The sequence below is a fragment of the Streptomyces oryzae genome (genome assembly GCF_017676365.1).
Taxonomy (GTDB): Bacteria; Actinomycetota; Actinomycetes; order Streptomycetales; family Streptomycetaceae; genus Streptomyces; species Streptomyces oryzae.
Genome location: NZ_JADKMA010000129.1, coordinates 1 through 21,491, shown reverse-complemented (window position 1 = coordinate 21,491; position 21,491 = coordinate 1). Strand labels below are relative to the sequence as shown.

The window sequence follows — 21,491 nt, the reverse complement described above, 5'->3', positions numbered from 1 at the left end:
GGGGTGTCAGGGGTGTCGGGAGCGGTGATGCTCATGCGGGTCCTCCAGCGGATCCGGTCAACGGTGGATGAGGTGCCGGCCGCGCTGCTGCGCGGCCCTTCCGTGGCTCCCGCGCCGGGAGCCGGACGTCACACCTAGAGACCGGATCGCTCGCACCCGCGCCGCCACGGGACGCCGTGGCGTCCGAGCGGGGAAGTGGAGTGCGCGACCATGCCGCTCATTGTGGGATTCGCGCCCTGGAACGTCAACATCGCGCAGGTCAGCCCGGAAGCCCGGCAGCCCGTCAACCGACCGGGGCGATGGCGCGGCCCGCCCACCCCGGAGGTTCTTCGACGAGCGCGGCCAGGCGCTCATGCACCGGCTCCGGGAACGGAACGCTGCCCTCGGCGCCCACGTGCAGCGCGAACAGCTCACTGGTGGCCACCAGTCGCTCTCCGACCCGCATCTCATGGACGAACCGGAGCTTCTTCCCGGCCACACCGAGAACCCGCGTGCGCACCGCGAGCGGCGCCCCTTCCGCCACCTCGTCCAGATACCGCACATGCGCCTCGACCGTGTACAGCGAGCAGCCGGTGCGCTCCCGGTACTCCGGTCCCAGGCCCACCGCGTCCATCATCGCGTCCGTGGCGTAGCCGAAGACGAGGACGTAGAACGCCTCGCTCATATGGCCGTTGTAGTCGATCCACTCCGGCCGCACCGTCTCCTCGAACACCGGCAGCCGGGTCGGCCGCGTCAGCCGCGTCATGAGCCGGCCTTCCGCTCCGCCTTGGCGCCGGGCAGTCGGCCGGTGGCCCGCAGGACGTCGATGACGCCCTGGTCCCGCTCGGCGACCAGGTCGGCGATGGTGCGCCCGGCGGCGGCCTCCTCGCAGCCCGCCACCATCGCGTCCCGCAGCGCCGAGTCCAGCTCGGGCGCCTCCAGCCTGGTCCACGGCGACTTGAGGGACGGCCCGAAGTGGTCGAGCATATGGCCCATTCCGCCCTCGCCGCCCGCCAGCGCGAACGTCAGGCAGGGCCCCATGAACGCCCAGCGCAGCCCCGGCCCCTCGGTGATCGAGTCGTCGATCTCCTTCACCGTGGCCTCGCCGTTGGCGACCATGTGCAGGGCTTCCCGCCACAGCGCCTCCTGCAGCCGGTTGGCGATGAAACCGGGCAGCTCCCGGTTCATTGTGATCACCGACTTGCCCGCCACCTCGTAGAACTCCGACGCCCATGCGACGGCCCGCTCCGACGTGAGGTCGCCTCCGGCCACCTCCACGAGAGGGATCAGATACGGCGGGTTGAACGGGTGCCCCACCAGGAGCCGGTCCGGGCCGGCCGCCTGGGTCTGCATGTCGGTCATCGGGTAGCCGGAGGTGGAGGAGGCGATGACGACATCGCGCGGCGTCGCCGCGTCCAGCTGTGCCAGCAGCTGCTGCTTCAGCTCCAGCTTCTCCGGGGCGCTCTCCTGCACGAACTGCGCTTCCGCGCAGGCTTCTTCGAGGGTGGCCGCGACGGTGAGCCGGTCCTTGGCGGCACCTTCGGCGAGGCCGAGCTGGGTGAGGGCCGGCCAGGCGGCGTCCACCAGGCGGCGCAGCTTCTCCGGGGCCTGTGGTGCGGGGTCCCAGGCGGTGACGTCGTAACCCCGGGCCAGGAAGTGGGCGACCCAGCCGCCGCCTATGACTCCGGCGCCGATGCACGTGATGCGGGTTACCTCGCGGGGAGGGACAGCGGTCATGGTGAGAGCTCCTGGGTCGGGTTCGCTACTTCTTGAGGCCGAGGCGGGTGCGGGCTTCGTCGGGGGAGGCGACGGAGGCGCCGAGGGACTCGGTGATCTGTACGGCCCGCTCGACGAGCTGCCCGTTGGTCGCCTTGACCCCGCGGCTCAGATACAGGTTGTCCTCCAGCCCGACCCGCACGTTCCCGCCGAGCAGGATCGACTGGGCCACCCACGGCATCTGCATCCGTCCCAGCGCGAACGACGCCCACTGGGCGCCCTGCGGAAGGAAGTTGACCATCGACTGGAGCACACCCGGATCGGCCGGAGCGCCCCACGGGATGCCCATGCACAGCTGGAAGAGGGTCGGCTGGTCCAGCAGCCCCTCGTCCAGCAGCTGCTTGGCGAACCACAGCTGCCCGGTGTCGAAGATCTCCAACTCCGGCTTGACGCCCAGCTCCTGGATCCGCCGCGCGCCCTTGCGCAGCATCTCCGTGGTGGAGATGTACAGCTGGTCGCCGAAATTGAGCGAGCCGCAGTCCAGGGTGCAGATGTCCGGCAGCAGATCCTCCACATGCGGCAGCCGGTCGAGGCCGCCGACCAGATCCGTACCGTCCAGCGCGCCCTTCTCCAGCGGCTGGTCGGGATCGAGGACCAGGTCACCGCCCATGCCGGCGGTCAGATTGATGACGACGTCGGTGCCCGTCTCCTTGATCCGCTCCACGACCTCGCGGTAGAGCCTCCGCTCCCGCGAGGGCGCGCCGGTCTCCGGGTCGCGTACGTGGATGTGGACGACGGCCGCACCCGCCTCCGCGGCCTCCACCGCCGAGGCGGCTATCTGCTCGGGGGTCACCGGGACATGCGGGCTGCGCCCGACGGTGTCGCCCGCGCCGGTGAGGGCGCAGGTGATGATGACGTTCTCGTTCATGGGCATGGCGATACCTCCGGTAGGGGTTGGAGCGCGCCCCGAAGGGGCGCGGGGAACTGCGCGACCAGCCAGAGCTCACCCGCAGCCCGCAAACACGAGCAAGGGGCACCCCCTTCCCGGCAAAAGATCCGCAGGACAAGCGCTAGCCCTCGGCCGTCGACAGCAATTCGGTGCGCACATACGCGAGCAGCGCCGCATACATGTCATCGGGACTGGTCCCGTCCTCAGCGCCGGCGGAGGACGCCAGCACCTGGGAGGCCAGTCCGTCGACGAGCGCGGTCAGCCGCAGGGCGCTGAACTCGGGGTCGACCTCGCGGAAGACGCCCTGTGCGATACCGCGCCGGATCACGTCGGCGACGGTGGTGCGCCACTGCCGGTAGTACTCGACGTGCAGCTGCCCGATGGCGGTCGAGCGCGCGGCCTCGGCCCACAGGTCGAGCCACACCAGCCACTGCTGCCGCTGCTGTTCGGTCCTGGGCGTCTGCAACGCGAGGAGCTCGCTCAGCTCGGCCCCGGCGTCCTCGTCGGCGCCGGCCTCGGCGATCCGCGCCGCCCGGCTGGCGGTGTCCTCGTCCATGCACCAGCGCACGGCCGCCTCCAGCAGCTCGGCGCGGCCGGGGAAGTGGTAGTGGATGGCGGCTGTGCTGGTGTCGCACGCGGCGGCGATATCGGCCACCCGCACGGCGTGGAACCCGTGCTCCGCGATCAGCCGTACCGTCTCCCGCACGATCTGCAGCGGACGCCCCGCGGCGGGCGGCGCGGAGACCCGCGCTCCCGCCCTGGGGGACGGCGAGCTGAGCTCCGGCTCCGCGGCAGGCCCCGTAGTGCCGCTGCCGAGCAGCCATCCGGCGTCAACCTGTCCCGCGTCGGCGATCCGGGCCAGCTCGGCGGCCGTGAAGCGGCGGGTGCCGGTGAGTGAGCGGGAGAGTTTGGACGGGTCCATCACGATGCGGCGGGCGAACTCCCGCTGGCTGCATCCGGCGGTCTCGATGACCTTGCGGACGCGCTCGGCGATGTCGCCCGCGTTGTCCTGGATTCGGTCGCCCGCTGCGTTCGGCATGCCGCCACCGTACGGATGCGTTGAGATATCCGCAACGGTGAACCGGCAGAGCCGGACTGTTTGCCCTGTTAGATCCAGAGAAGTCAGGCCCATTGCGCCACTGACTGATGCATCAGTCGGTACCGCAACGCCGCCCCTCGTCCGCCCCCGGCGCGGCCCGGTGCAGCGCAGCAACCCACACGTTCGCCTTGCTCAGCACCGGTATCAGCACGTACGCGCAGACCGGCACGACTGCCCCGGGCAAGGGGGTGCCCCTGTCTGTCACCCGTCGGCTGCGGGTGTTTCCGGGCTGAGCGCGCAGTTCCCCGCGCCCCTTCGGGGCGCGGGGTAGCGGGCGGCCAGCGAGGCGACGGCTTCGATCATGGCTGCCCGCAGCTGCGGTGGTCCCACGACCTCCGCCTCCCCGCCCAGGCTGAGCAGATCGGAGACGGCGACCGGCTGCGACTCGACGGCCAGCTCGACCTCGACCCATCCGGCCTCGTCCGCCGGCCCCGCGTCCTCCAGCGCCTGCTCTCCAGTGGTGCCGAACTTCGCCGGGAGCAGCCGCTGGGCCTGCGGGGAGAGCCGCACCCGGGCCACCTCCTGGCGGAGCATCGCCTCCAGGCGCCGCGCCGACTCGGCCCAGTACGCGGCCAGATCGAACCCCGCGGGCCGGTCGAAGGTCTCCTCGTGGGCGCTGACCTCCACCAGCCGGGAGATCCGGTAGGTGCGGACGGCGTCCTCGCCGTCCGCTTCCTGGGTGGCGGCCACCGCGACCGCGTACCAGATGCCGCCCTTGAGGACGATGCCCAGCGGGCGCAGCTCCCGCTGTACCTCGCCCCGCCAGCGCTGGTAGCGCACCCGCAGCACCCGCTGCTCCCACACCGCGCGGGCGACCTGGGGCAGGAACGGCACCGGTTCCGCGTCCCGGAACCAGCCCGGCGCGTCCAGATGGAACCGGTCCTGGATGCGCCGGCTCTGCTCGGCGAGCGGGGCCGGGAGGGCGGCGCGCACCTTCAGCTGTGCGGTGGTCAGCACGGCACCGAGCCCCAGCTCCTGGGCCGGGCCGGGGAGCCCGGACAGGAAGAGGGAGCCCGCCTCGGAGTCGGTCAGCCCGGTGAGCCGGGTGCGGTACCCGGCCATGAGGCGGTAGCCGCCCGCCGGGCCCCGGTCGGCGTGTACGGGGACCCCGGAGCCGCTGAGCGCCTCGATGTCGCGGTAGACGGTGCGGACGGAGACGTCCAGTTCGGCGGCGAGTTGGGGCGCCGTCATCCGGCCGCGGTTCTGCAGCAGGAGGAGCAGCGAGAGGAGCCGGTCGGCGCGCATGCCGCCATTCTCGCGCCTTCTCCGCCGTACCTGACAGAAGGTGTCAGGTACGGCCTGGAAGATGCCTGTACGCCGTCCACCGCGCTACGGAAAGGGCCTGACATGGCCGAGCACAACACCACCGCCGTCTTCACCTTCTCCTCCTGGGACGAGAAGAATGTCACCGACGCCGAGCGCAGCCCCCGCCTCGCGCACGCCGCTGTCGTCAACAACTACAGCGGGGGTATCGAGGCGGAGGGCACCAGCTGCGAGTACGTCCTGACGTACGCCGCCGAGACGCGTGGGTCCTTCTGCGGGATGGAGCTGCTGACCGGCACCGTCGACGGGCGGGAGGGCACCTTCGTCATCCACCAGACCGGCACCTTCGACGAGGAGGGCGTCATCCGCTGCTCCTTCGAGGTGGTCCCGGGCTCCGGCACCGGTGACCTCGCCGGTCTGGCGGGAACGGGAGCGTACGAGGTCCGCCAGGGGGAGCAGGAGGTGAAGGTGACCTTCTCCTACCAGCTTTGACATGAGCACCGGTCAGGACTGTTCCCCGCACCCCGAAGGGGCGCGGGGAACAGCAGTGCTAGGCCGGAGCCGGGGCCGAGCTCTTGTCGGAGGGCGAGGCGGCGGCGGGGGACCCGGAACCGCCCTGCTCCTCGGGCATCTTGAGGAAGAACGTCAGCACCATGGCGACCAGGTACAGCACCAGGAAGACGATGGTCACGCCACCCGCACCGACGAGCGGGAGGAACAGCGACGCGATGGCGGGCCCCACGAACGCCGCGCCGCCCGCGCCGAGGTTGAGGAGGGCCATGGCGCCGCCCTTGTTCTCGGGGGCCATGTTCGGGATCAGCGCGGAGATCGGGACGAAGCCCGCCAGCGTGGCGCCGTAGAGCATGCCCGCGAGGACCGCGACCCAGTAGTAGTCGGGGCCGAGCCAGGTCGGCACGAAGTACAGCACCGTCACGCTGATCGCACAGCCGAGGGCACCGAAGGTGGCGATGGTGGTCCGCCAGCCGATCTTGTCGGAGACGGCGCCGAAGATCAGGTTGAAGAAGATGTTGGTGCCGTAGATGATCGCCAGCAGCTGGAGCCACTTGTCGGTGCCGAAGCCGACGTCGTCGGAGAAGATGCGCGGCAGATAGACCAGCATGCCGAACTCGGGCGCCGTGTTGATGATCCGCACCAGGCAGCCGACCAGCACCCGCGGGTGGGTCCAGATGATCGAGACGCTGTTGAACAGGGACTCGCCCGTGGTGACCTCGGGCCCGGCCAGCCGGTCGCCGCCCTCCCGCCGCTTGGAGCCGAGCAAGGCGATGCCGCCGCCGACCAGGATCAGGCCGAGCGCGCTCCACAGGGTGCCCATCTCGCCGATGCCGGGGATGGTGAAGCTGGACCACAGGGAGCCGAGGGTGGGCAGACCGCCGGTGAAGGCGAAGTAGAACCAGCCCACGGCGGTGCCCAGCCGGGCCTTCGGGGCCGTGCCGGTGATCCAGACCAGGAACCCGAAGGCGAAGAGCGGATAGCCGAAGCCGCGGATGCCGTAGAAGAGCAGCATCATCGGGTAGTTCTCGGTGCCGAGCGCGAAGACCAGGTAGAGCGCGTCGAAGACCGCCCAGATCGCCAGGCCCACCCACATCACCTTGCGCGGGCCCCACACCTGGGAGAGCGCGCCGGAGAACCAGGAGGCCAGCATCACGGCGACGCCGTACGCGGTGATGACGTAGCCGGCCTTCACATCGGTGCCCGCGCCGTGGTCGGCCATGTAGGGCGCGATGAATCCGCTCTCGACCCCGTCGCCGATCATGAACAGCAGTACGCCGATGTATCCGAGGACCAGGGGCTTGGGCAGCCCTATGCGATCGAGTAGCCCTTGGTCCGGGGCTCGGGTCGCTGGATCCGTCATCGGGGGGCCTCCGCTCTGAGGTAACCAGTTGGTGCACCGCAGATACTCAGCCCGCTTGCGAGAAATATCAAGAGCTCTGTTAAAAATAACGGTCAAGCCTGTTGTGGCGTAACAGTGCGGGCCCCTACGCGGAGACCACCCGCACATCCGTCCCCTTCCGCATCTCCGCCACCAGCTCCTCCTCCACCGGACCGCTGAGCACCACATGGTCGAAGGCGCGCACCGGATCCAGCCGGTGCAGCGCGCTGCGGCCGACCTTGCTGTGATCCATCAGCAGCACACTCACCGAGCCGGCCTCCCGCATGGCGCGCTTGAGCGCGACGATCTCCTGCTCCTGGTGGTAGGTCATGGTGCCGGTGATCGCGGAGGTGGAGACGACGGTCAGGTCGACGGAGAAGCTCCTGATCATCTCCAGCGCGGAGAGCCCGATCCACGAGTCGTGGGTGCGCGAGTACTCGCCGCCGATGCCGATCAGCCGTACGTCCTCAACCGGGCGCAGCTCCTCGGTGATCAGGCGGTAGTTGGTCACCACGGTCAGCGGTCCCACCTGCGGCAGCAGCTTCGCGAAGGCCAGCGCCGTGGTCGAGTCGTCCAGCATCAGCGACATCCCCGGCGACACGAACTCCAGCGCGGCCCTGGCCAGCGACTCCTTCTCGCCGGTGTGCGCGTGCAGCCGGAAGTCGGAGCTGGACTCGAAGACGGTGGAGGGCTGGGCCGAGACGCCGCCGTGGTACTTGCGCAGGATGCCGCGGTCGGCGAGCTCGGCGATGTCCCGGTGCACGGTCATCACGCTCACGCCGGTCAGCTCCGTCAGCTCGGCCACCGAGGCGTCGCCCTTGGCCAGCACATGGTCGACGATGAGCTGCTGACGCTTCTGGCGCGTGGCGCGCGCTGCTGAATGGGCGGTCATACGCACCATCCTGCACCCCGTACGGCTCTGCGCGGTCCCCGGATCACCTGAACTCTCACATCGCCCCTGGTGTGCGTATCAACCCACAAGTGACAGATAACAGATGCAGTGTTAATTTGCTGGGAGCCGAAGGTGAGGAGTTCCGGCCGTGGCCGATGCAGTGGTGTTTGACATGGACGGAGTGCTCGTCGAGAGCGAGCATCTCTGGGAGCGGCTGTGGACCGCGTTCGCCGCCGAGCGCGGCAAGCAGTGGGGACCCGAGCAGACCAAGAGCTGCCAGGGCATGAGCGCCCCGGAGTGGGCCGCCTTCCTCACCGAGTTCGCCGGCGCCGGTGACAGCGTCGCCGACACCGAGCGCGCAGTCGTGGACGGCATGATCAAGGCGCTGGAGGACGGTGAGATCGAGCTGCTGTCCGGCGCCCGCGAGATGATCGCCGACGCCGCGGCGCGCGGCCCCATCGCGCTCGCCTCGTCCGCGCCGCGCCGCGTGATCGACGCCGTCCTCGCGCACCATGGAGTCGACCACCACTTCAAGGCCACCGTCTCCAGCGCCGAGGTCCCGCGGGGCAAGCCCAGCCCGGACGTCTATCTCGCGGCGGCCGGCAAGCTCGGCGTGCCGGCGGCGGACTGCCTGGCGGTGGAGGATTCCAGCAACGGGCTGCGTGCCGCCGCGGCGGCCGGGATGACGGTCGTCGCCATCCCCAACCCGGGCTACCCTCCGGCCGCCGACGCCCTCGCGGGCGCGGCCCACCGCGCGGCCGACCACGACGACGTACGCCGCTTTCTGCTCTCCCGGCTGAGGGACGGCTCGCAGCTCAAGGAAGGTGACCGGGCATGAAGGACGCGATCAGGGTGCTGGCCTCGGGCGACCACTTCATCGCCCCCCAGCTGTTCGTGGAGGCGCTCCAGAAAGCGGCCCCCGGCACCGCGCTGGAGTTCCGTACCCAGACCACCCCCTGGCCGCACACCCCCTTCGGCCCCGTCGGCAACGTCAAGGAGGCCAGCGGCACCGAGGACGAGCTGCTCGAAGCGCTCGGCGACGCCGAGGTCGCGCTGGTCCAGATGGCGCCGTTCACCGACCGCGTCATCCGCGAGGCCCCGAATCTGAAGCTGATCGCGGTGGCCCGCGGCGGCCCGGTCAACGTCGATGTGGCCGCCGCCACCCGCGCCGGCATCCCGGTCACTTTCACCCCGGGCCGCAACGCGGCGGCCGCCGCCGAGTTCGCGCTCGGGCTGATGCTGGCCGCGCTGCGCCGCATCCCGGCCTCCGACGCCGAGCTGAAGAAGGGCGCCTGGCGGGGCGACTACTACGCCATCGACAACGCGGGCATCGAGCTGGACGGCACCACCGTCGGACTCGTCGGCTACGGCGCCATCGGCGCGATCGTCGCCCGGGTGCTGCGAGCCTTCGGCTCCACGGTGCTGGTCGCCGACCCCTACGCCGATCCGGCCAGGGCGGCGGCGGACGGCGTGGAGCTGGTGGCGCTGGAGGAGCTGCTGCGCCGCAGCTCGGTCGTCAGCCTGCACGCCCGCGTCACCCCCGAGACGCGGCACATGCTCAACGCCGACAACCTCAAGCTGCTCCCCAAGGGCGCGGTGCTCGTCAACTCGGCGCGCGGCGAACTCATGGACTACGGCCCGCTGCCCGCGCTGCTGGAGTCCGGCCACCTGGGCGCGCTGGCGCTGGATGTGTACGACGTCGAGCCGCCGCCGGGGGACTGGCCGCTGCACCGCGCGCCGAACGTCATCACCACCCCGCACCTGGCGGGCGCCACCCGGCAGACCGCCGACCGCGCCGCGGCCATCACGGCGGCACAGGCAGCCGCGTATCTGCGCGGCGAGCGCCCCGAGTTCGTGGTCAACCCGGAGGTGTTCGAGGCCGCGAAGTCCGCCGGGGGAGGGCAGCAGTCATGATCGTCGGGGTCGACGTCGGCACCTCGGTCACCAAGGCCCAGCTCATCGCGCGCGACGGGCGCACCACCCCGGCGCACGAGGCCCGCAGCACGCTGTACACGCTGCCGGGCAACCGCGTCGAGCAGGACATGGACGAGGTCATCGGCACCGTCGTCACCGTCGTACGGGCCGCCGTCGCCGATGCCGCACAGCTCGACCCGCACGAGCCCATCGAGGCCCTCGCACTGACCGGCCAGGGCGACGGCCTGTGGCTGCGGGACGCGCACGGCCGCCCGGTGGGCCGGGCACTGTCCTGGATGGACGGCCGCGCGGCCCCCGTGCTGGACAAGTGGACCGCCGACGGCACGGCCCGCGAGGTGCACCGGCGCACCGGAGCCGGAATGTTCCCCGGCGCCGCCGGGCCCCTCCTCGCCCACCTGGCCGAACACGAGCCCGAGCGGCTGGAGGCCGCCGACGTGGCCGGGTACTGCGTCGACGCCATCGCCCAGCGCTTCACCGGCACCCGCACGGTGGACGCCTCGGACGCCTCGGTGCCGTTCCTGGACGTGGCACGCCGTACGTACGACGACGAGGCGCTGGAGCTGTGCGGGCTGGGCCGGTGGCGCGGGCTGCTGGCCGAACCCGCGCCGCCCGGCGCGCTGTTCGGGCTGCTGCCCAAGGTCGCCGCCGAGCTCGGGCTGCCGGCCGGGCTGCCGGTCAGCGCAGGGCCCTTCGACATTCCGGCCTGCGGCTTCGGCTCGGGCCTGGAGCAGGTCGGCGAGGGCAACCTCATCGTCGGTACGACGCTGGCCTGCCAGGTGCTGAGCGACGACCCGGCGCCGGGCGCCGGGGACGAGGCGGCCGGCATGATCCTGGCCACCCCGTTCGAGGGCCGGTATCTGCGGGTGATGCCCGCCATGATCGGCACGGCCGGGCTCGACTGGCTGCTGGGCATGCTCGGCGTACGCATCGAGGAACTCGACGCGCTGCTGGCCCAGTCGCCGTACGGCGCCGCCGGGGTGACGGCCCTGCCGTTCCTGTCCGCCAGCGGTGAGCGTGCGCCCTTCGTGGACGCCCGCGCCCGCGGCCGGCTCGACGGGCTCTCGCCGCTGACCGGCCGCGCCGATCTGGTGCGCGCCCTGTGCGAGGCCGTCGCCTACTCGGCACGGCACTGCCTGGAGACCCTCGGCGTGGCCGGGGCCGTCACCGCGTGCGGCGGGGGAGCGCGCTCCGGCGAGTGGGGGCGCATCTTCGCCGGCGTGCTCGGGCGGGACGTCCATGTGCGGGAGGACGCCGTGGGCATCCGGGGCGCAGCGCGGGTCGCCTGGCGCGCGCTGGGCGTCGACGCCGAGGGCGGCGCCGCTGGTGCGGGCCGTGTCGCCCGCGCCGACAACGAGGCGGTCGCCTTCTACGAAGACGGCTACCGCCGCTACCTCGACACCTTGGAGAGAGCCCGCCAGTCCTGGTGACGCTCGCCCGCCCGTTCCCCGGATTTCGGTCCGCCCGGTGCCACACCCTGCTGGAGTCCCACATGACCCGCGTCTTCAACGACCCGTCCCACTTCGCCGAGGACATGGTCCAAGGCTTCGTCGCGGCGCACCCGGAGCACGTCCGCGCCGTTCCGGGCGGCGGCGGTGTGGTCAGAGCCCACCGCCCCGCCACCCCGAAAGTCGCCGTGCTGACGGGCGGCGGCTCCGGCCACTACCCCGCCTTCTGCGGCGTGGTCGGCAAGGGGTTCGCCGACGGCTCGGTCATCGGCAACGTCTTCACCTCCCCGTCCGCCGCGCAGGCGTACTCCGTTGCGGCGGAGGCCGAAACAGGGGCAGGCGTGCTGTTCATGTTCGGCAACTACGCGGGCGACGTCATGAACTTCGGCCAGGCGGCCCAGCGGCTGACCGCCGAGGGCATACCGGCCCGCTGCTTCGCCGTCACCGACGACATCGCCAGCGCCCCCGCCGCCGAGGCGGACCGGCGGCGCGGCATCGCCGGCGGGTTCACCGTCTACAAGACGGCCTCGGCGGCGGCCGAGGAGGGCGCCGGTCTGGACGAGGTGATCCGGATAGCGGAGCACACCAACGCCCGTACCCGCTCGCTCGGTGTGGCCTTCGCGGGCTGCACGCTGCCGGGCCAGCGCGAGCCGCTGTTCACCGTCCCTGCGGGGAAGCTCGGCCTGGGCCTGGGCATCCATGGCGAGCCCGGCGTGAGCGAGACCGAGCTGACCAGCGCCGAGGAGCTGGCCCGCACCCTGGTGGAGGGGCTGCTGGCCGAGCGGCCCGCGGAAGCCGCGGAGAGCCGCCGGGTCGCGGTCCTGCTCAACGGCCTGGGCGCCACCAAGTACGAGGAGCTGTACGTGCTGTGGGCGTCCGTTTCCCGGCTGCTCGCCGAGGCGGGGCTCGAACTGGTACGGCCCGAGGTCGGCGAGCTGGTCACCTCGCTGGACATGGCGGGCTGCTCGCTGACCGTCACCTGGCTGGACGACGAACTCGAACGGCTCTGGCTCGCCCCCGCCGACACCCCCGCCTACCGCCGCGGCGAGCTGGCGCCGGAAGCCCCCGGCACGGGCGACGCGACCGCTGCCGGGAGCACGGCCGCTGCTGCGAGTCCCGCTATCGCCGAGCGCGCGGCCACCGCTCCCCGCCCGGCCACCGCCACCCGCACGGCCGACGCGCCCGCCACCGCGACCCGGGAGGCGGTTGCCACCGCGGCCATCGTCGTCCGTGCCTTCCAGGCGGCCCACGCCCTCCTCCACGAGCAGGAGGAGACCCTTGGCCGGCTCGATGCCGTCGCGGGGGACGGGGACCACGGGCGCGGCATGTGCAAGGGCGTGGACGCGGCGCTGGCCGCGGCCGAGAAGGCGCAGGCCACGGGCGCAGCGCCGGCCGCGCTGCTGGGTGCGGCCGGGGACGCCTGGGCCGCCGAGGCGGGCGGCACTTCCGGGGCGCTGTGGGGCGCGGGGCTGCGCGCTTTCGGCTCCGCACTTCCCGCCGACCGCGCCGCCGGGCCCGCGGAACTGGCAGCCGGCGCACGGGCCGCGCTGGAGGCCGTCACCTCGCTGGGCAAGGCGGAGCCCGGTGACAAGACCCTGGTCGATGGACTCGACCCGTTCGTGACCGCTTTCACGGGGCGGCTGGAGGCGGGTGGCGCGCCCGCCCAGGCGCTGGCCGACGCGGCCGATGTGGCCCGTACCGCCGCGGAGGCCACCGCGCAGCTGCGCCCCAGGCTGGGCCGTGCCCGGCCGCTCGCCGAACGCAGCGTCGGCACCCCTGACCCCGGCGCCACCTCGCTCGCGCTGGTCCTGGGCGCGGTGGCGGACGCCGTACGCCCCGCAGTCTGATCCCGCCACCAGGAGGAAACGCACCATGAGCAGCACCCCCGCAGCGTCCCGGCAGCCCTTCCGCATCGTCGTGGGCTGCGACGACGCGGGTCTCGACTACAAGGAAGCCCTCAAGAAGGACCTGGAGGCCGACGCCCGCGTCTCCCAGGTCACCGATGTCGGCGTCGGCGGGGAGGGACCCGGCGGCGGCCCGGATCTCGACCGGGCGTATCCGCACGTCGCCGTCGAGGCGGCGCGCCGGGTCGCCGACGGCGAGGCCGACCGCGCGCTGCTCGTCTGCGGCACCGGACTCGGCGTCGCCATCAGCGCCAACAAGGTTCCCGGCATCCGCGCCGTCACCGCCCATGACAGTTACTCGGTACAGCGGTCGGTGCTCAGCAACAACGCCCAGGTGCTCTGCTTCGGCCAGCGCGTCATCGGCCTGGAACTGGCCCGCACCCTGCTGGACGAGTGGCTGGACCAGCACTTCGACGAGGGCTCGGCCTCGGCGGCGAAGGTCGCCGCGATATCCGGCTACGAGCAGGGCTGCTGACCCCGGTATCAAGCCCTGGCAAAAGGCAGGAGCCCCCGCTGAAGCGGGGGCTCCTTGGGTACTGCTGGATACTGCAGAGTCAGGGACTACTGCGCGGTGACGTTCTCCGCCTGCGGGCCCTTGGGGCCCTGGGTGACGTCGAACGTCACCGTCTGGTTCTCCTCCAGAGAGCGGAAACCAGATGCGTTGATCGCGGAGTAGTGGACGAAGACATCGGGACCGCCGCCGTCCTGGGCGATGAAACCGAAGCCCTTTTCGGCGTTGAACCACTTAACGGTTCCGGTAGCCATAAGCCCTCCTTGGGCCTATAAGGGTGTCCCTGCTCCCAGAACCCACAAAGAAGCCTGAAAACGACGAGAGCCCGCGGTCACATGCTCCGCAGGCTCTGTACTGCAAGGGAAACCAAACTGCAACTTGCCGCTGAGCCTAGCACGGTGGGCCCCGGGGCGGAAGTGCTCCCGATCATGGCTGTCGATCATGTCCGGCAGCCGAGCAGTTGCGCCGAGGGAGCAGTGGGGGCGTGTCGGTCTCCGGCGATGCAGCGGGGCTCGATACCGTACTTTGCGGTGTTTGTGTTGATATGACGGCATCGGTGGCCGTGATGGGCGCTGGATGTACCGGGCGCATGGCGAGGCGTGGCATCGGGTTGTGGAGGCAGCCGTGGCGGAGTCACCGGACAACGGGCGGCTCGCCGGGCGCCTGGCCGCCGTGGGGGCGTTGGCGTTCGTACTCGTCGTGCCACCGGTGCTGGCGCAGTTCGACGAAATGGACCGGATCTTCGGTGTCCCGGTTCTGTGGGCGTACCTCTATCTCGTCTGGGCGGCCGTGATCGCCCTGGTCGCCGTCATCGGCGCCAGAACGCGGTAGTGCTGTGCTCCGGACCGGGGTCATCGTCGCTGCTTCGGTGTGCTATCTCGGCCTGCTCTTCGTCGTGGCCTTCTATGCCGAGCGACGGGCAGACGCCGGACGGAGCCTGATCAACAACGCCACCGTCTACGCTCTGTCCCTCGCGGTGTACGAAACCGCGTGGGCGCTCTACGGCAACGTGGGCGGAGCCGCCACCTCCGGCATCGACTTCCTGGGCTTCTACATGGGCCCGGTGATCATGCTCGCGCTCGGCTGGCTGGTGCTGCGCAGAATCATCCGGATCAGCCGCCGGCACCGGGTCACGTCGCTGGCCGACTTCGTCTCCGCCCGCTACGGCAAGAGCGCGGTGTTGGGCGGTCTGGTCACGGTCATCGCCGTGGTCGGAGTTGTTCCCTATATCTCGCTCCAGCTCAAAGCGGTCTCCAACGCCTTCGAGATCATTCGGCGGTACCCCGAGATCACCACCCCCTCGCGGCTGGGCCATGTCCCGCCGCTTCAGGACACCGGGTTGTACGCGGCGCTGCTGCTCGCCGCGTTCACCATCCTTTTCGGCACCCGCCACCTGGACACCGCCGAACGCCACGAGGGCTTGGTCGCCGCCGTCGCGTTCGAGTCCGTGGTCAAGATCGGAGCACTCCTCGCGGTCGGGATCTTCGTGACTTTCTGGATGTTCCGGGGGTTCGACGACCTGTTCGCCGAGGCGGCGCACGCCGGTCTCGGCCAGTTGTTCACCCTGCAAGGGCACACCAGCTACGGCACCTGGTTCTGGTTCATCGTGCTGTCCATGCTGTCGGTCCTGCTGCTGCCTCGGCAGTGGCAGGTCACCTTCGTCGAGAATGTCGACGAGGAGCACCTCAAGCGGGCGATGTGGCTGTTCCCGCTGTATCTGCTCGCGAACACCGTCTTCGTGCTTCCGCTCGCGGCCGCCGGCATTCTGCGGCTCGGCGGGGCCACCGACGCCGACACCTTCGTGCTGACCCTGCCGATGGTCGAAGGGCAGCAGGCGCTCGCCCTGTTCGTCTTCATCGGCGGCCTCAGCGCGGGCACCGCCATGATCGCCGTCGAGACCATCGCGCTCGCCACCATGGTGTCGAACTCACTTGTGATGCCGCTGCTGCTGCGCGGCAGGTCCCGGCTGGCGAACCGGGACGATGTCACCGGTCTGGTACAGGGCATCCGCCGGACGGCCATCGTGCTGATCCTGCTACTCGGGTACGCGTACTTCCGACTCGCGGGTGAGGGACATGCGCTGACCTCGTTCGGCGTGGTGTCGTTCGCGGCTGTCGCACAGTTCGCACCCGCGGTCCTCGGCGGCCTGTTCTGGAAGGGCGGTACCCGCCAGGGGGTGCTGGTCGGCCTCGTAGGGGGGTTCGCCATCTGGTCGTACACCCTGCTGCTGCCGAGCTTCGCCGAGTCCGGGCTGCTGCCCGCCTCGCTCTTGCGTGAGGGCCCGCTCGGCATCGAGCTGCTCCGGCCGCAGCAACTGTTCGGCCTGGCGGGATTGGACCCGACCAGCCACGCGATGTTCTGGAGCGCGCTGGTGAACATCGGGGGGTATGTCGTCGTCTCACTCGCCGGCCGGCCGAACACCGCCGAGCAGGCGCAGGCGGTGCAGTTCGTCGACATCCTCGCAGAGCCTGCCGGGGAGCGGCGCTGGCGGGCCCGTGCCACGGTCGGCGCCTTGCAGACGATGCTGGAGCGGTTCCTCGGGCGAGAGGGCGCCGAGCGTGCGGTGCGCTCCTACCCGGGGGCGAGCCCCGAATCGCCGGAAGCAGCAGCGCCCCCGGACCTGATCCATCATGCGGAAGCGCAGCTCTCCGGCACTGTCGGCGCGGCGTCCGCACGGCTCGCGGTCGACGCGGTGGTCGGTCAGGAGCCGGTCCGCACCGATGAGGTGATGGAGATGATCGGCGAGGCGTCGCAGCGGGTCGAGCTGGTCCGGCAGCGTCTGGAGTTCCTCTACGACGCGACCAGTGGCATCGGCACCACCCTCGATGTGACGCACACGGCCCAGGAGCTGGCTCAGGTCGCGGTCCCGGGCTTCGCCGACTATGTCACCGTCGACCTGGCGGAGGCCGTGCTGCGCGGTGACGAACCGGGGACCGACGGCGGCACCGGCGGCGGCAGCCCGCGGATGCGGCGCACGGCCGTCAGCGGCATCCACGAGGAAGCTCTTCCCTTCTTCCGCGTCGGCGACCTGATCACCTTCGCGCCGGCCTCACCACCCGCCCGCAGCATCGAGACGGGGAAGGCAGTCCTGGTGCCCCGGCTGCGCGACTCCCCGGGCTGGCAGGCGGTGGACCAGGAGCGGGCCTCACGCATCCTCGACTACGGAGTCCACTCGTACATCACGACGCCGCTGACCGCCCGCGGCGTGCTGCTGGGCGTCGTCCACTTCTGGCGGTCGGAGAAGCCCGAGCCCTTCGAGCAGGACGATCTCTCCCTCGCGGTCGAACTCGCTGCCCACGCCGCCGTCTCCCTCGACAACGCACGCCGCTACACCCGCGAGCACGGCATGGCCGTGGCGCTGCAGCGCAGCCTGCTGCCCCGCGCGCTGCCCGAACAGAACGCCGTCGAGGTCGCCTTCCGCTACCTCCCAGCGCAGGAGGGGGTCGGCGGCGACTGGTTCGATGTCATCCCCCTTTCGGGCGCCCGCGTCGCCCTGGTGATGGGCGACGTCGTCGGGCACGGGCTGCATGCCGCCGCCACCATGGGACGGCTGCGCACCGCCGTGCACAACTTCTCCTCCCTCGATCCGCCGCCCCACGAACTCCTCAGCCATCTCGACGAGTTGGTCACCGTGACCGACCAGGACGCCGTCGCGGCCGGCGACGAGACCACCATCACCGGCGCCACCTGCCTGTACGCCGTCTACGACTCCGTGTCCCGTAGCTGTGCCGTCGCCAGGGCCGGCCACCTGGCGCCCGCTGCGGTGCACCCTGACGGCAGCGTGGAGTTCCTGGACGTACCCTCGGGTCTCCCCCTCGGCATCGGCGGGCTGCCCTTCGAGTCCGTCGAGCTGCTGCTGCCCGAGGGCAGCAGCCTCGTCCTGTTCACCGATGGCCTTGTCGAACGCCGTGACCAGGACATCGACACCGGGCTCGGACTGCTCCGAGAGACCCTGGCGCGCCCCGGCCGGTCCCCCGAGGAGACCTGTGACGCCGTACTCGATGCCCTCCTCCCGGACATCCAGAGCGACGACATCGCGCTGCTCGTCGCCCGCACGCGGGTGCTGGGGGCCGGACAGGTCGCGCAATGGGACGTGGAGTCGGACCCGGCAGCCGTGCGCCGCGTACGCGCCGCCGTCTCCGCGCTGCTCGCGGAGTGGGAGCTGGAGAGCCTCCAGGACACCACGGAGCTGATCCTCAGCGAACTGATCACCAACGCCATGCGCTACGGCGTCGGGCCCATCAAGGTGCGACTGCTGCGCGACCGTACGCTCACCTGCGAGGTCTATGACAACAGCCTCACCTCGCCGCACCTGCGCTATGCCACCACCACGGACGAGGGCGGGCGGGGCCTCTTTCTCGTCGCCCAGCTCTCCGCACGCTGGGGTACCCGCTACACCAAGGACGGCAAAGTCATCTGGGCCGAGCAGACCATGCCGGAGGTTCCCGGCAGCTGACCGGCGCGGTCGGCTGCGCGCCGCCCTCGCCCCCTGTGCGAACCCCGATAATCCGGGGCGTACTCTCCGGAGAGTGACTGCGAAACCTAGGCATGTGCGCACCCGACCCCGCGTCGCGCACATCCAGTTCCTCAACTGTCTGCCGCTGTACTGGGGCCTGGTCCACACCCACACCCTGCTGGACCTGGACCTGACCAGGGACACCCCCGAGAAGCTCAGCGAGATGATCATCGATGGGCGGCTCGACATGGGCCCCGTCACCCTGGTGGAGTTCCTGCGGAACGCGGCCACCACCAATGACCTCGTGGCCCTCCCGGACATCGCCGTGGGCTGCGACGGCGACGTCATGTCGTGCGAGATCGTCTCCCGGGTCCCGCTCGACCAGCTGGACGGCGCCAGGGTGGCACTCGGCTCGACGTCGCGTACGTCCGTACGCCTCGCCCAGCTGCTGCTCGCCGAGCGGTACGGCGTCCAGCCGGACTACTACAGCTGCCCGCCCGACCTGGAGCGGATGATGAAGGAGGCGGACGCCGCCGTCGTCATCGGTGACGTGGGACTGCGCGCCTATCTGCGGCAGCTGCCGGAGGAGGACCTCCAGGTCCACGATCTGGGGCGGCTGTGGAAGGAGTGGACGGGGCTGCCGTTCGTCTTCGCCGTCTGGGCCGTGCGCCGCGACTTCCTGCAGCAGGCGCCGGAGACGGTGCACGAGACGCACCGCGCCTTCCTGGCCTCCCGCGATCTGGCCATGGAACAGGTCGACCAGGTGGCCGAGCACGCCGCGCGCTACGAGATCTTCGAGCCGGCGGTGCTGGAGCGGTACTTCACCACCCTCGACTTCCGGTTCGGCGAACGGCAGCTGGAGGGCGTCGCCGAGTTCGCCCGCCGTACGGGTGCGACGACCGGTTATCCGTCCGACGTCCGGGTGGAGATGCTCGGCTCCGAGCGTGAGCCCGAGCGCGAGCCCGAGCCCCGCAGCTGAGGCCCGGGGGCACCCGGACCGTCCTCGGGGATGCGCCCCCGAGCGGCCCGGTGCCCCTGGCGTACGCTGGTCCGGTGCCGCTGTGCAGGGATAAGCGGCGAGATACATCGAATGTGCGAAGTGCGACCTTTGGAGGGACGCCACGGTGACAGCGCACGTGTCGGAAGCCGACCTGCTCTCCGCCCTCGACCGCGCGGCCACCGGAGGGCGCGTCACTCCCGAAGAGGCGCTCGACCTCTACCGGTACGCGCCCCTGCACGCGCTGGGCGCCGCCGCCGACAAGGCGCGCCGCCGCCGGTACGCGGGGACCGAGCACATCGCCACGTACATCATCGAGCGCAACATCAACTACACCAACTCGTGCGTGACGGCCTGCAAGTTCTGCGCCTTCTACGCCTCGCCCAAGAGCGACAAGGTGTGGATCCGCGACCTGGACGACATCCTGCGCCGCTGCGCGGAGACGGTGGAGCTGGGCGGCACCCAGATCATGTTCCAGGGCGGGCACCACCCCGACTTCGGGGTGGAGTACTACGAGAAGCACTTCGCCGCCATCAAGAAGGCGTTCCCGCAGCTGGTCATCCACTCGCTGGGCGCCAGCGAGGTCGAGCACATGGCGCGGATCTCCGGGGTGACCCCCAAGGAGGCGATCGAGCGCATCCACGCCGCAGGGCTGGACTCCTTCGCCGGCGCCGGCGCCGAGCTGCTGCCCGCCAGGCCCCGCAAGGCCATCGCGCCCCTCAAGGAGTCGGGCGAGCGCTGGCTGGAGATCATGGAGATCGCCCACAATCTGGGCGTGGAGTCCACCTCCACCATGCTGATGGGCACGGGCGAGACCAACGCGGAGCGCATCGAGCACCTGCGGATGATCCGGGAGGTGCAGGACCGCACCGGCGGCTTCCGCGCCTTCATCCCGTACACCTACCAGCCGGAGAACAACCACCTGAAGGGGCAGACGCAGGCGACCGTCTTCGAGTACCTGCGGATGATCGCCATCGCGCGGATCTTCCTGGACAACGTCGCCCACATCCAGGGCTCCTGGCTGACGACCGGCAAGGACATCGGCCAGCTCTCGCTGCACTACGGCGCCGACGACCTCGGCTCGGTGATGCTGGAGGAGAACGTCGTCTCCTCGGCGGGCGCCAGGCACCGCTCCAACCGTATGGAGCTGATCGACCTCATCCGCAAGGCGGGGCGCGTCCCGGCGCAGCGTGCCACCACGTACGAGCATCTGGTGGTGCACGACGACCCGGCGAACGACCCGGTGGACGACAAGGTCGTCTCGCACTTCTCCTCCACCGCCATCGAGGGGGGCACCGCGCACCCCGAGCTGGCTCTCATCGACGCGAACTGACGCAGAACTGAACTGACTGACTGACGCAGAACTGAACTGACTGAACTGACGGGCGGGCAACAGGCCATGAGCCGCGCATCCCTGGACAAGCAGCCGCACGAGGTCGCCGCCATGTTCGACGACGTCGCGGCCAAGTACGACCTCACCAACGACGTGCTCACGGCCGGCCAGGCCCGGCTGTGGCGGCGCGCCGTCGCCGCCGCCGTGGACGCGCGGCCCGGTGAGAAGGTGCTCGACCTGGCGGCAGGCACCGGCACCTCCTCGCTGCCGTTCGTGGAGGCCGGCGCCTTCACCGTGCCGTGCGACTTCTCGCTCGGCATGCTGCGCGAGGGCAAGCAGCGTCACCCCTGGATGCCGTTCCTCGCGGGGGACGGGACCCGGCTCCCCTTCGCCGACGCCACGTTCGACGCCGTGACCATCTCCTTCGGGCTGCGCAACATCAGCGAGGTGGACGCGGCCCTCGCCGAGATGCGGCGGGTGACCAAGCCCGGCGGGCGGGTGGTGATCTGCGAGTTCAGCCAGCCGACCTGGGCGCCCTTCCGCACCGTCTACATGCAGTACCTGATGCGGGCACTGCCGTCCATCGCACGGCAGGTCAGCAGCAACCCGGACGCGTACGTCTACCTCGCGGAGTCCATCCGCGAGTGGCCCGACCAGCCCGCGCTCGCCGCCCGCCTCCAGGACGCGGGCTGGAGCCGGGTGGCCTGGCGCAATCTGACGGGCGGCATCGTCGCCCTGCACCGCGGCTTTTGCCCGAAGGACTGACGGGGCGAAGGACCGACGGCCTGCAGGACTGACGGGGCGTCGGTCTGAGGCGCTGGGGGCCAAGTCCGGTTGCGCTTGGATAAATTGCCTTCCCCCAGGGGGCGTTCGGCGGAACGATGTAACCCGTCCCCTCGCACCGTACGCACACGTGCGGTGCCCCTGTGTGCCGTTTCTCCCCGAACGCCGAACGCCGACCGCCGAAGCCGAACGCAACCGCATCGGAGCGCCATGTCGTCCCCGCCGCCGTCGTCCCCGCCGTCCTGTCCGCAATGCGGTGCCGAGTCCCCCGCTGAGGCCCGCTTCTGCATGTCGTGCGGAGCTCCCACGGCACCGACGGCACCGCCCGCTCCCGCCGC

General features: G+C 71.0%; 19 protein-coding genes and 1 pseudogene. 12 read left to right on the top strand and 8 right to left on the bottom strand.

The features are described from left to right. Positions 1 to 283: 283 nt before the first annotated feature. The 5 genes from ITI46_RS22850 to ITI46_RS22830 all read right to left on the bottom strand — a co-directional run bounded on the left by ITI46_RS22850 (position 284) and on the right by ITI46_RS22830 (position 4,988). Positions 284 to 745: a thioesterase family protein gene (locus ITI46_RS22850; protein WP_209241584.1), complete on the bottom strand. Its 462-nt coding sequence runs from the start codon at positions 743 to 745 to the stop codon at positions 284 to 286. Continuing rightward, the gene (locus ITI46_RS22845; protein WP_209241583.1) at positions 742 to 1,716 is read right to left on the bottom strand and encodes a 3-hydroxyacyl-CoA dehydrogenase NAD-binding domain-containing protein; all 975 of its coding nucleotides are present in this window, start codon (positions 1,714 to 1,716) and stop codon (positions 742 to 744) included. The genes ITI46_RS22850 and ITI46_RS22845 overlap by 4 nt, the downstream gene beginning before the upstream one ends. A gap of 25 nt (positions 1,717 to 1,741) precedes the next feature. Then, positions 1,742 to 2,629 carry a beta-keto acid cleavage family enzyme gene (locus ITI46_RS22840; RefSeq protein ID WP_209241582.1) on the bottom strand — a complete coding sequence of 296 codons (888 nt, stop codon included), beginning with the start codon at positions 2,627 to 2,629 and terminating at the stop codon, positions 1,742 to 1,744. Between the two features lie 136 nt (positions 2,630 to 2,765). Beyond that, positions 2,766 to 3,683, bottom strand: a complete 918-nt coding sequence (locus ITI46_RS22835) for a TetR/AcrR family transcriptional regulator (protein ID WP_209241581.1) — start codon at positions 3,681 to 3,683, stop codon at positions 2,766 to 2,768. 261 nt (positions 3,684 to 3,944) lie between these two features. Continuing rightward, positions 3,945 to 4,988 (bottom strand): helix-turn-helix transcriptional regulator, encoded by a 1,044-nt coding sequence (locus ITI46_RS22830; protein ID WP_209241580.1) that lies wholly within the window; start codon positions 4,986 to 4,988, stop codon positions 3,945 to 3,947. A gap of 102 nt (positions 4,989 to 5,090) precedes the next feature. Here ITI46_RS22830 and ITI46_RS22825 point away from each other — a divergent pair, with 102 nt between their 5' ends. Further along, a complete protein-coding gene (locus tag ITI46_RS22825) occupies positions 5,091 to 5,498 on the top strand; it encodes a DUF3224 domain-containing protein (RefSeq protein WP_209241579.1) in 408 nt (135 codons plus the stop codon). A gap of 58 nt (positions 5,499 to 5,556) precedes the next feature. Here the strand turns inward: ITI46_RS22825 and ITI46_RS22820 are convergent, their stop codons facing one another. Together ITI46_RS22820 and ITI46_RS22815 are read right to left on the bottom strand one after the other, a co-directional pair. Then, positions 5,557 to 6,879, bottom strand: a complete 1,323-nt coding sequence (locus tag ITI46_RS22820) for an MFS transporter (RefSeq protein ID WP_209241578.1) — start codon at positions 6,877 to 6,879, stop codon at positions 5,557 to 5,559. Positions 6,880 to 7,003: 124 nt separating this feature from the next. Then, a complete protein-coding gene (locus ITI46_RS22815; RefSeq protein ID WP_209241577.1) occupies positions 7,004 to 7,789 on the bottom strand; it encodes a DeoR/GlpR family DNA-binding transcription regulator in 786 nt (261 codons plus the stop codon). Positions 7,790 to 7,937: 148 nt separating this feature from the next. Here ITI46_RS22815 and ITI46_RS22810 point away from each other — a divergent pair, with 148 nt between their 5' ends. The 5 genes from ITI46_RS22810 (at position 7,938) to ITI46_RS22790 (ending at position 13,548) form a co-directional block, all read left to right on the top strand. Beyond that, positions 7,938 to 8,627: an HAD family hydrolase gene (locus tag ITI46_RS22810; RefSeq protein WP_209241576.1), complete on the top strand. Its 690-nt coding sequence runs from the start codon at positions 7,938 to 7,940 to the stop codon at positions 8,625 to 8,627. Next, positions 8,624 to 9,703 carry a 2-hydroxyacid dehydrogenase gene (locus ITI46_RS22805; RefSeq protein WP_209241575.1) on the top strand — a complete coding sequence of 360 codons (1,080 nt, stop codon included), beginning with the start codon at positions 8,624 to 8,626 and terminating at the stop codon, positions 9,701 to 9,703. Before ITI46_RS22810 ends, ITI46_RS22805 begins: the two co-directional genes overlap by 4 nt. Continuing rightward, complete coding sequence (locus ITI46_RS22800) at positions 9,700 to 11,151, top strand: FGGY-family carbohydrate kinase (protein ID WP_209241574.1); 1,452 nt, start codon at positions 9,700 to 9,702, stop codon at positions 11,149 to 11,151. The genes ITI46_RS22805 and ITI46_RS22800 overlap by 4 nt, the downstream gene beginning before the upstream one ends. A 62-nt stretch (positions 11,152 to 11,213) precedes the next feature. Continuing rightward, the gene (locus ITI46_RS22795; protein WP_209241573.1) at positions 11,214 to 13,016 is read left to right on the top strand and encodes a dihydroxyacetone kinase family protein; all 1,803 of its coding nucleotides are present in this window, start codon (positions 11,214 to 11,216) and stop codon (positions 13,014 to 13,016) included. Between the two features lie 25 nt (positions 13,017 to 13,041). Then, a complete protein-coding gene (locus ITI46_RS22790; protein WP_209241572.1) occupies positions 13,042 to 13,548 on the top strand; it encodes a ribose-5-phosphate isomerase in 507 nt (168 codons plus the stop codon). Between the two features lie 86 nt (positions 13,549 to 13,634). Here ITI46_RS22790 and ITI46_RS22785 read toward each other — a convergent pair whose 3' ends face one another. Beyond that, entirely contained in the window at positions 13,635 to 13,838 is a 204-nt protein-coding gene (locus tag ITI46_RS22785; RefSeq protein ID WP_209241571.1) for a cold-shock protein, read from the bottom strand. 370 nt (positions 13,839 to 14,208) lie between these two features. Between ITI46_RS22785 and ITI46_RS22780 the strand changes: the two genes are divergently transcribed. From ITI46_RS22780 to ITI46_RS36095, 6 genes and pseudogenes are all read left to right on the top strand, one after another. After that, on the top strand, positions 14,209 to 14,415 hold the full coding sequence (locus ITI46_RS22780; RefSeq protein WP_209241570.1) for a hypothetical protein: 207 nt from the start codon (positions 14,209 to 14,211) through the stop codon (positions 14,413 to 14,415). A 1,918-nt stretch (positions 14,416 to 16,333) separates the two neighbouring features. Next, a pseudogene (locus ITI46_RS36100) lies at positions 16,334 to 18,040 on the top strand (SpoIIE family protein phosphatase); the annotation flags it as partial. A gap of 94 nt (positions 18,041 to 18,134) precedes the next feature. Next, positions 18,135 to 19,019, top strand: coding sequence for a menaquinone biosynthetic enzyme MqnA/MqnD family protein (locus tag ITI46_RS22770; RefSeq protein ID WP_209241569.1), 885 nt, complete (start codon positions 18,135 to 18,137; stop codon positions 19,017 to 19,019). Positions 19,020 to 19,164: 145 nt separating this feature from the next. Continuing rightward, the gene (gene mqnC, locus ITI46_RS22765) at positions 19,165 to 20,370 is read left to right on the top strand and encodes a cyclic dehypoxanthinyl futalosine synthase (RefSeq protein ID WP_307808277.1); all 1,206 of its coding nucleotides are present in this window, start codon (positions 19,165 to 19,167) and stop codon (positions 20,368 to 20,370) included. A 66-nt stretch (positions 20,371 to 20,436) separates the two neighbouring features. Then, positions 20,437 to 21,135 carry a demethylmenaquinone methyltransferase gene (locus tag ITI46_RS22760; RefSeq protein WP_209241568.1) on the top strand — a complete coding sequence of 233 codons (699 nt, stop codon included), beginning with the start codon at positions 20,437 to 20,439 and terminating at the stop codon, positions 21,133 to 21,135. A gap of 228 nt (positions 21,136 to 21,363) precedes the next feature. Further along, positions 21,364 to 21,491 (top strand): zinc-ribbon domain-containing protein (locus ITI46_RS36095; protein ID WP_209241585.1); only part of this gene is annotated, 128 nt, incomplete at its 3' end.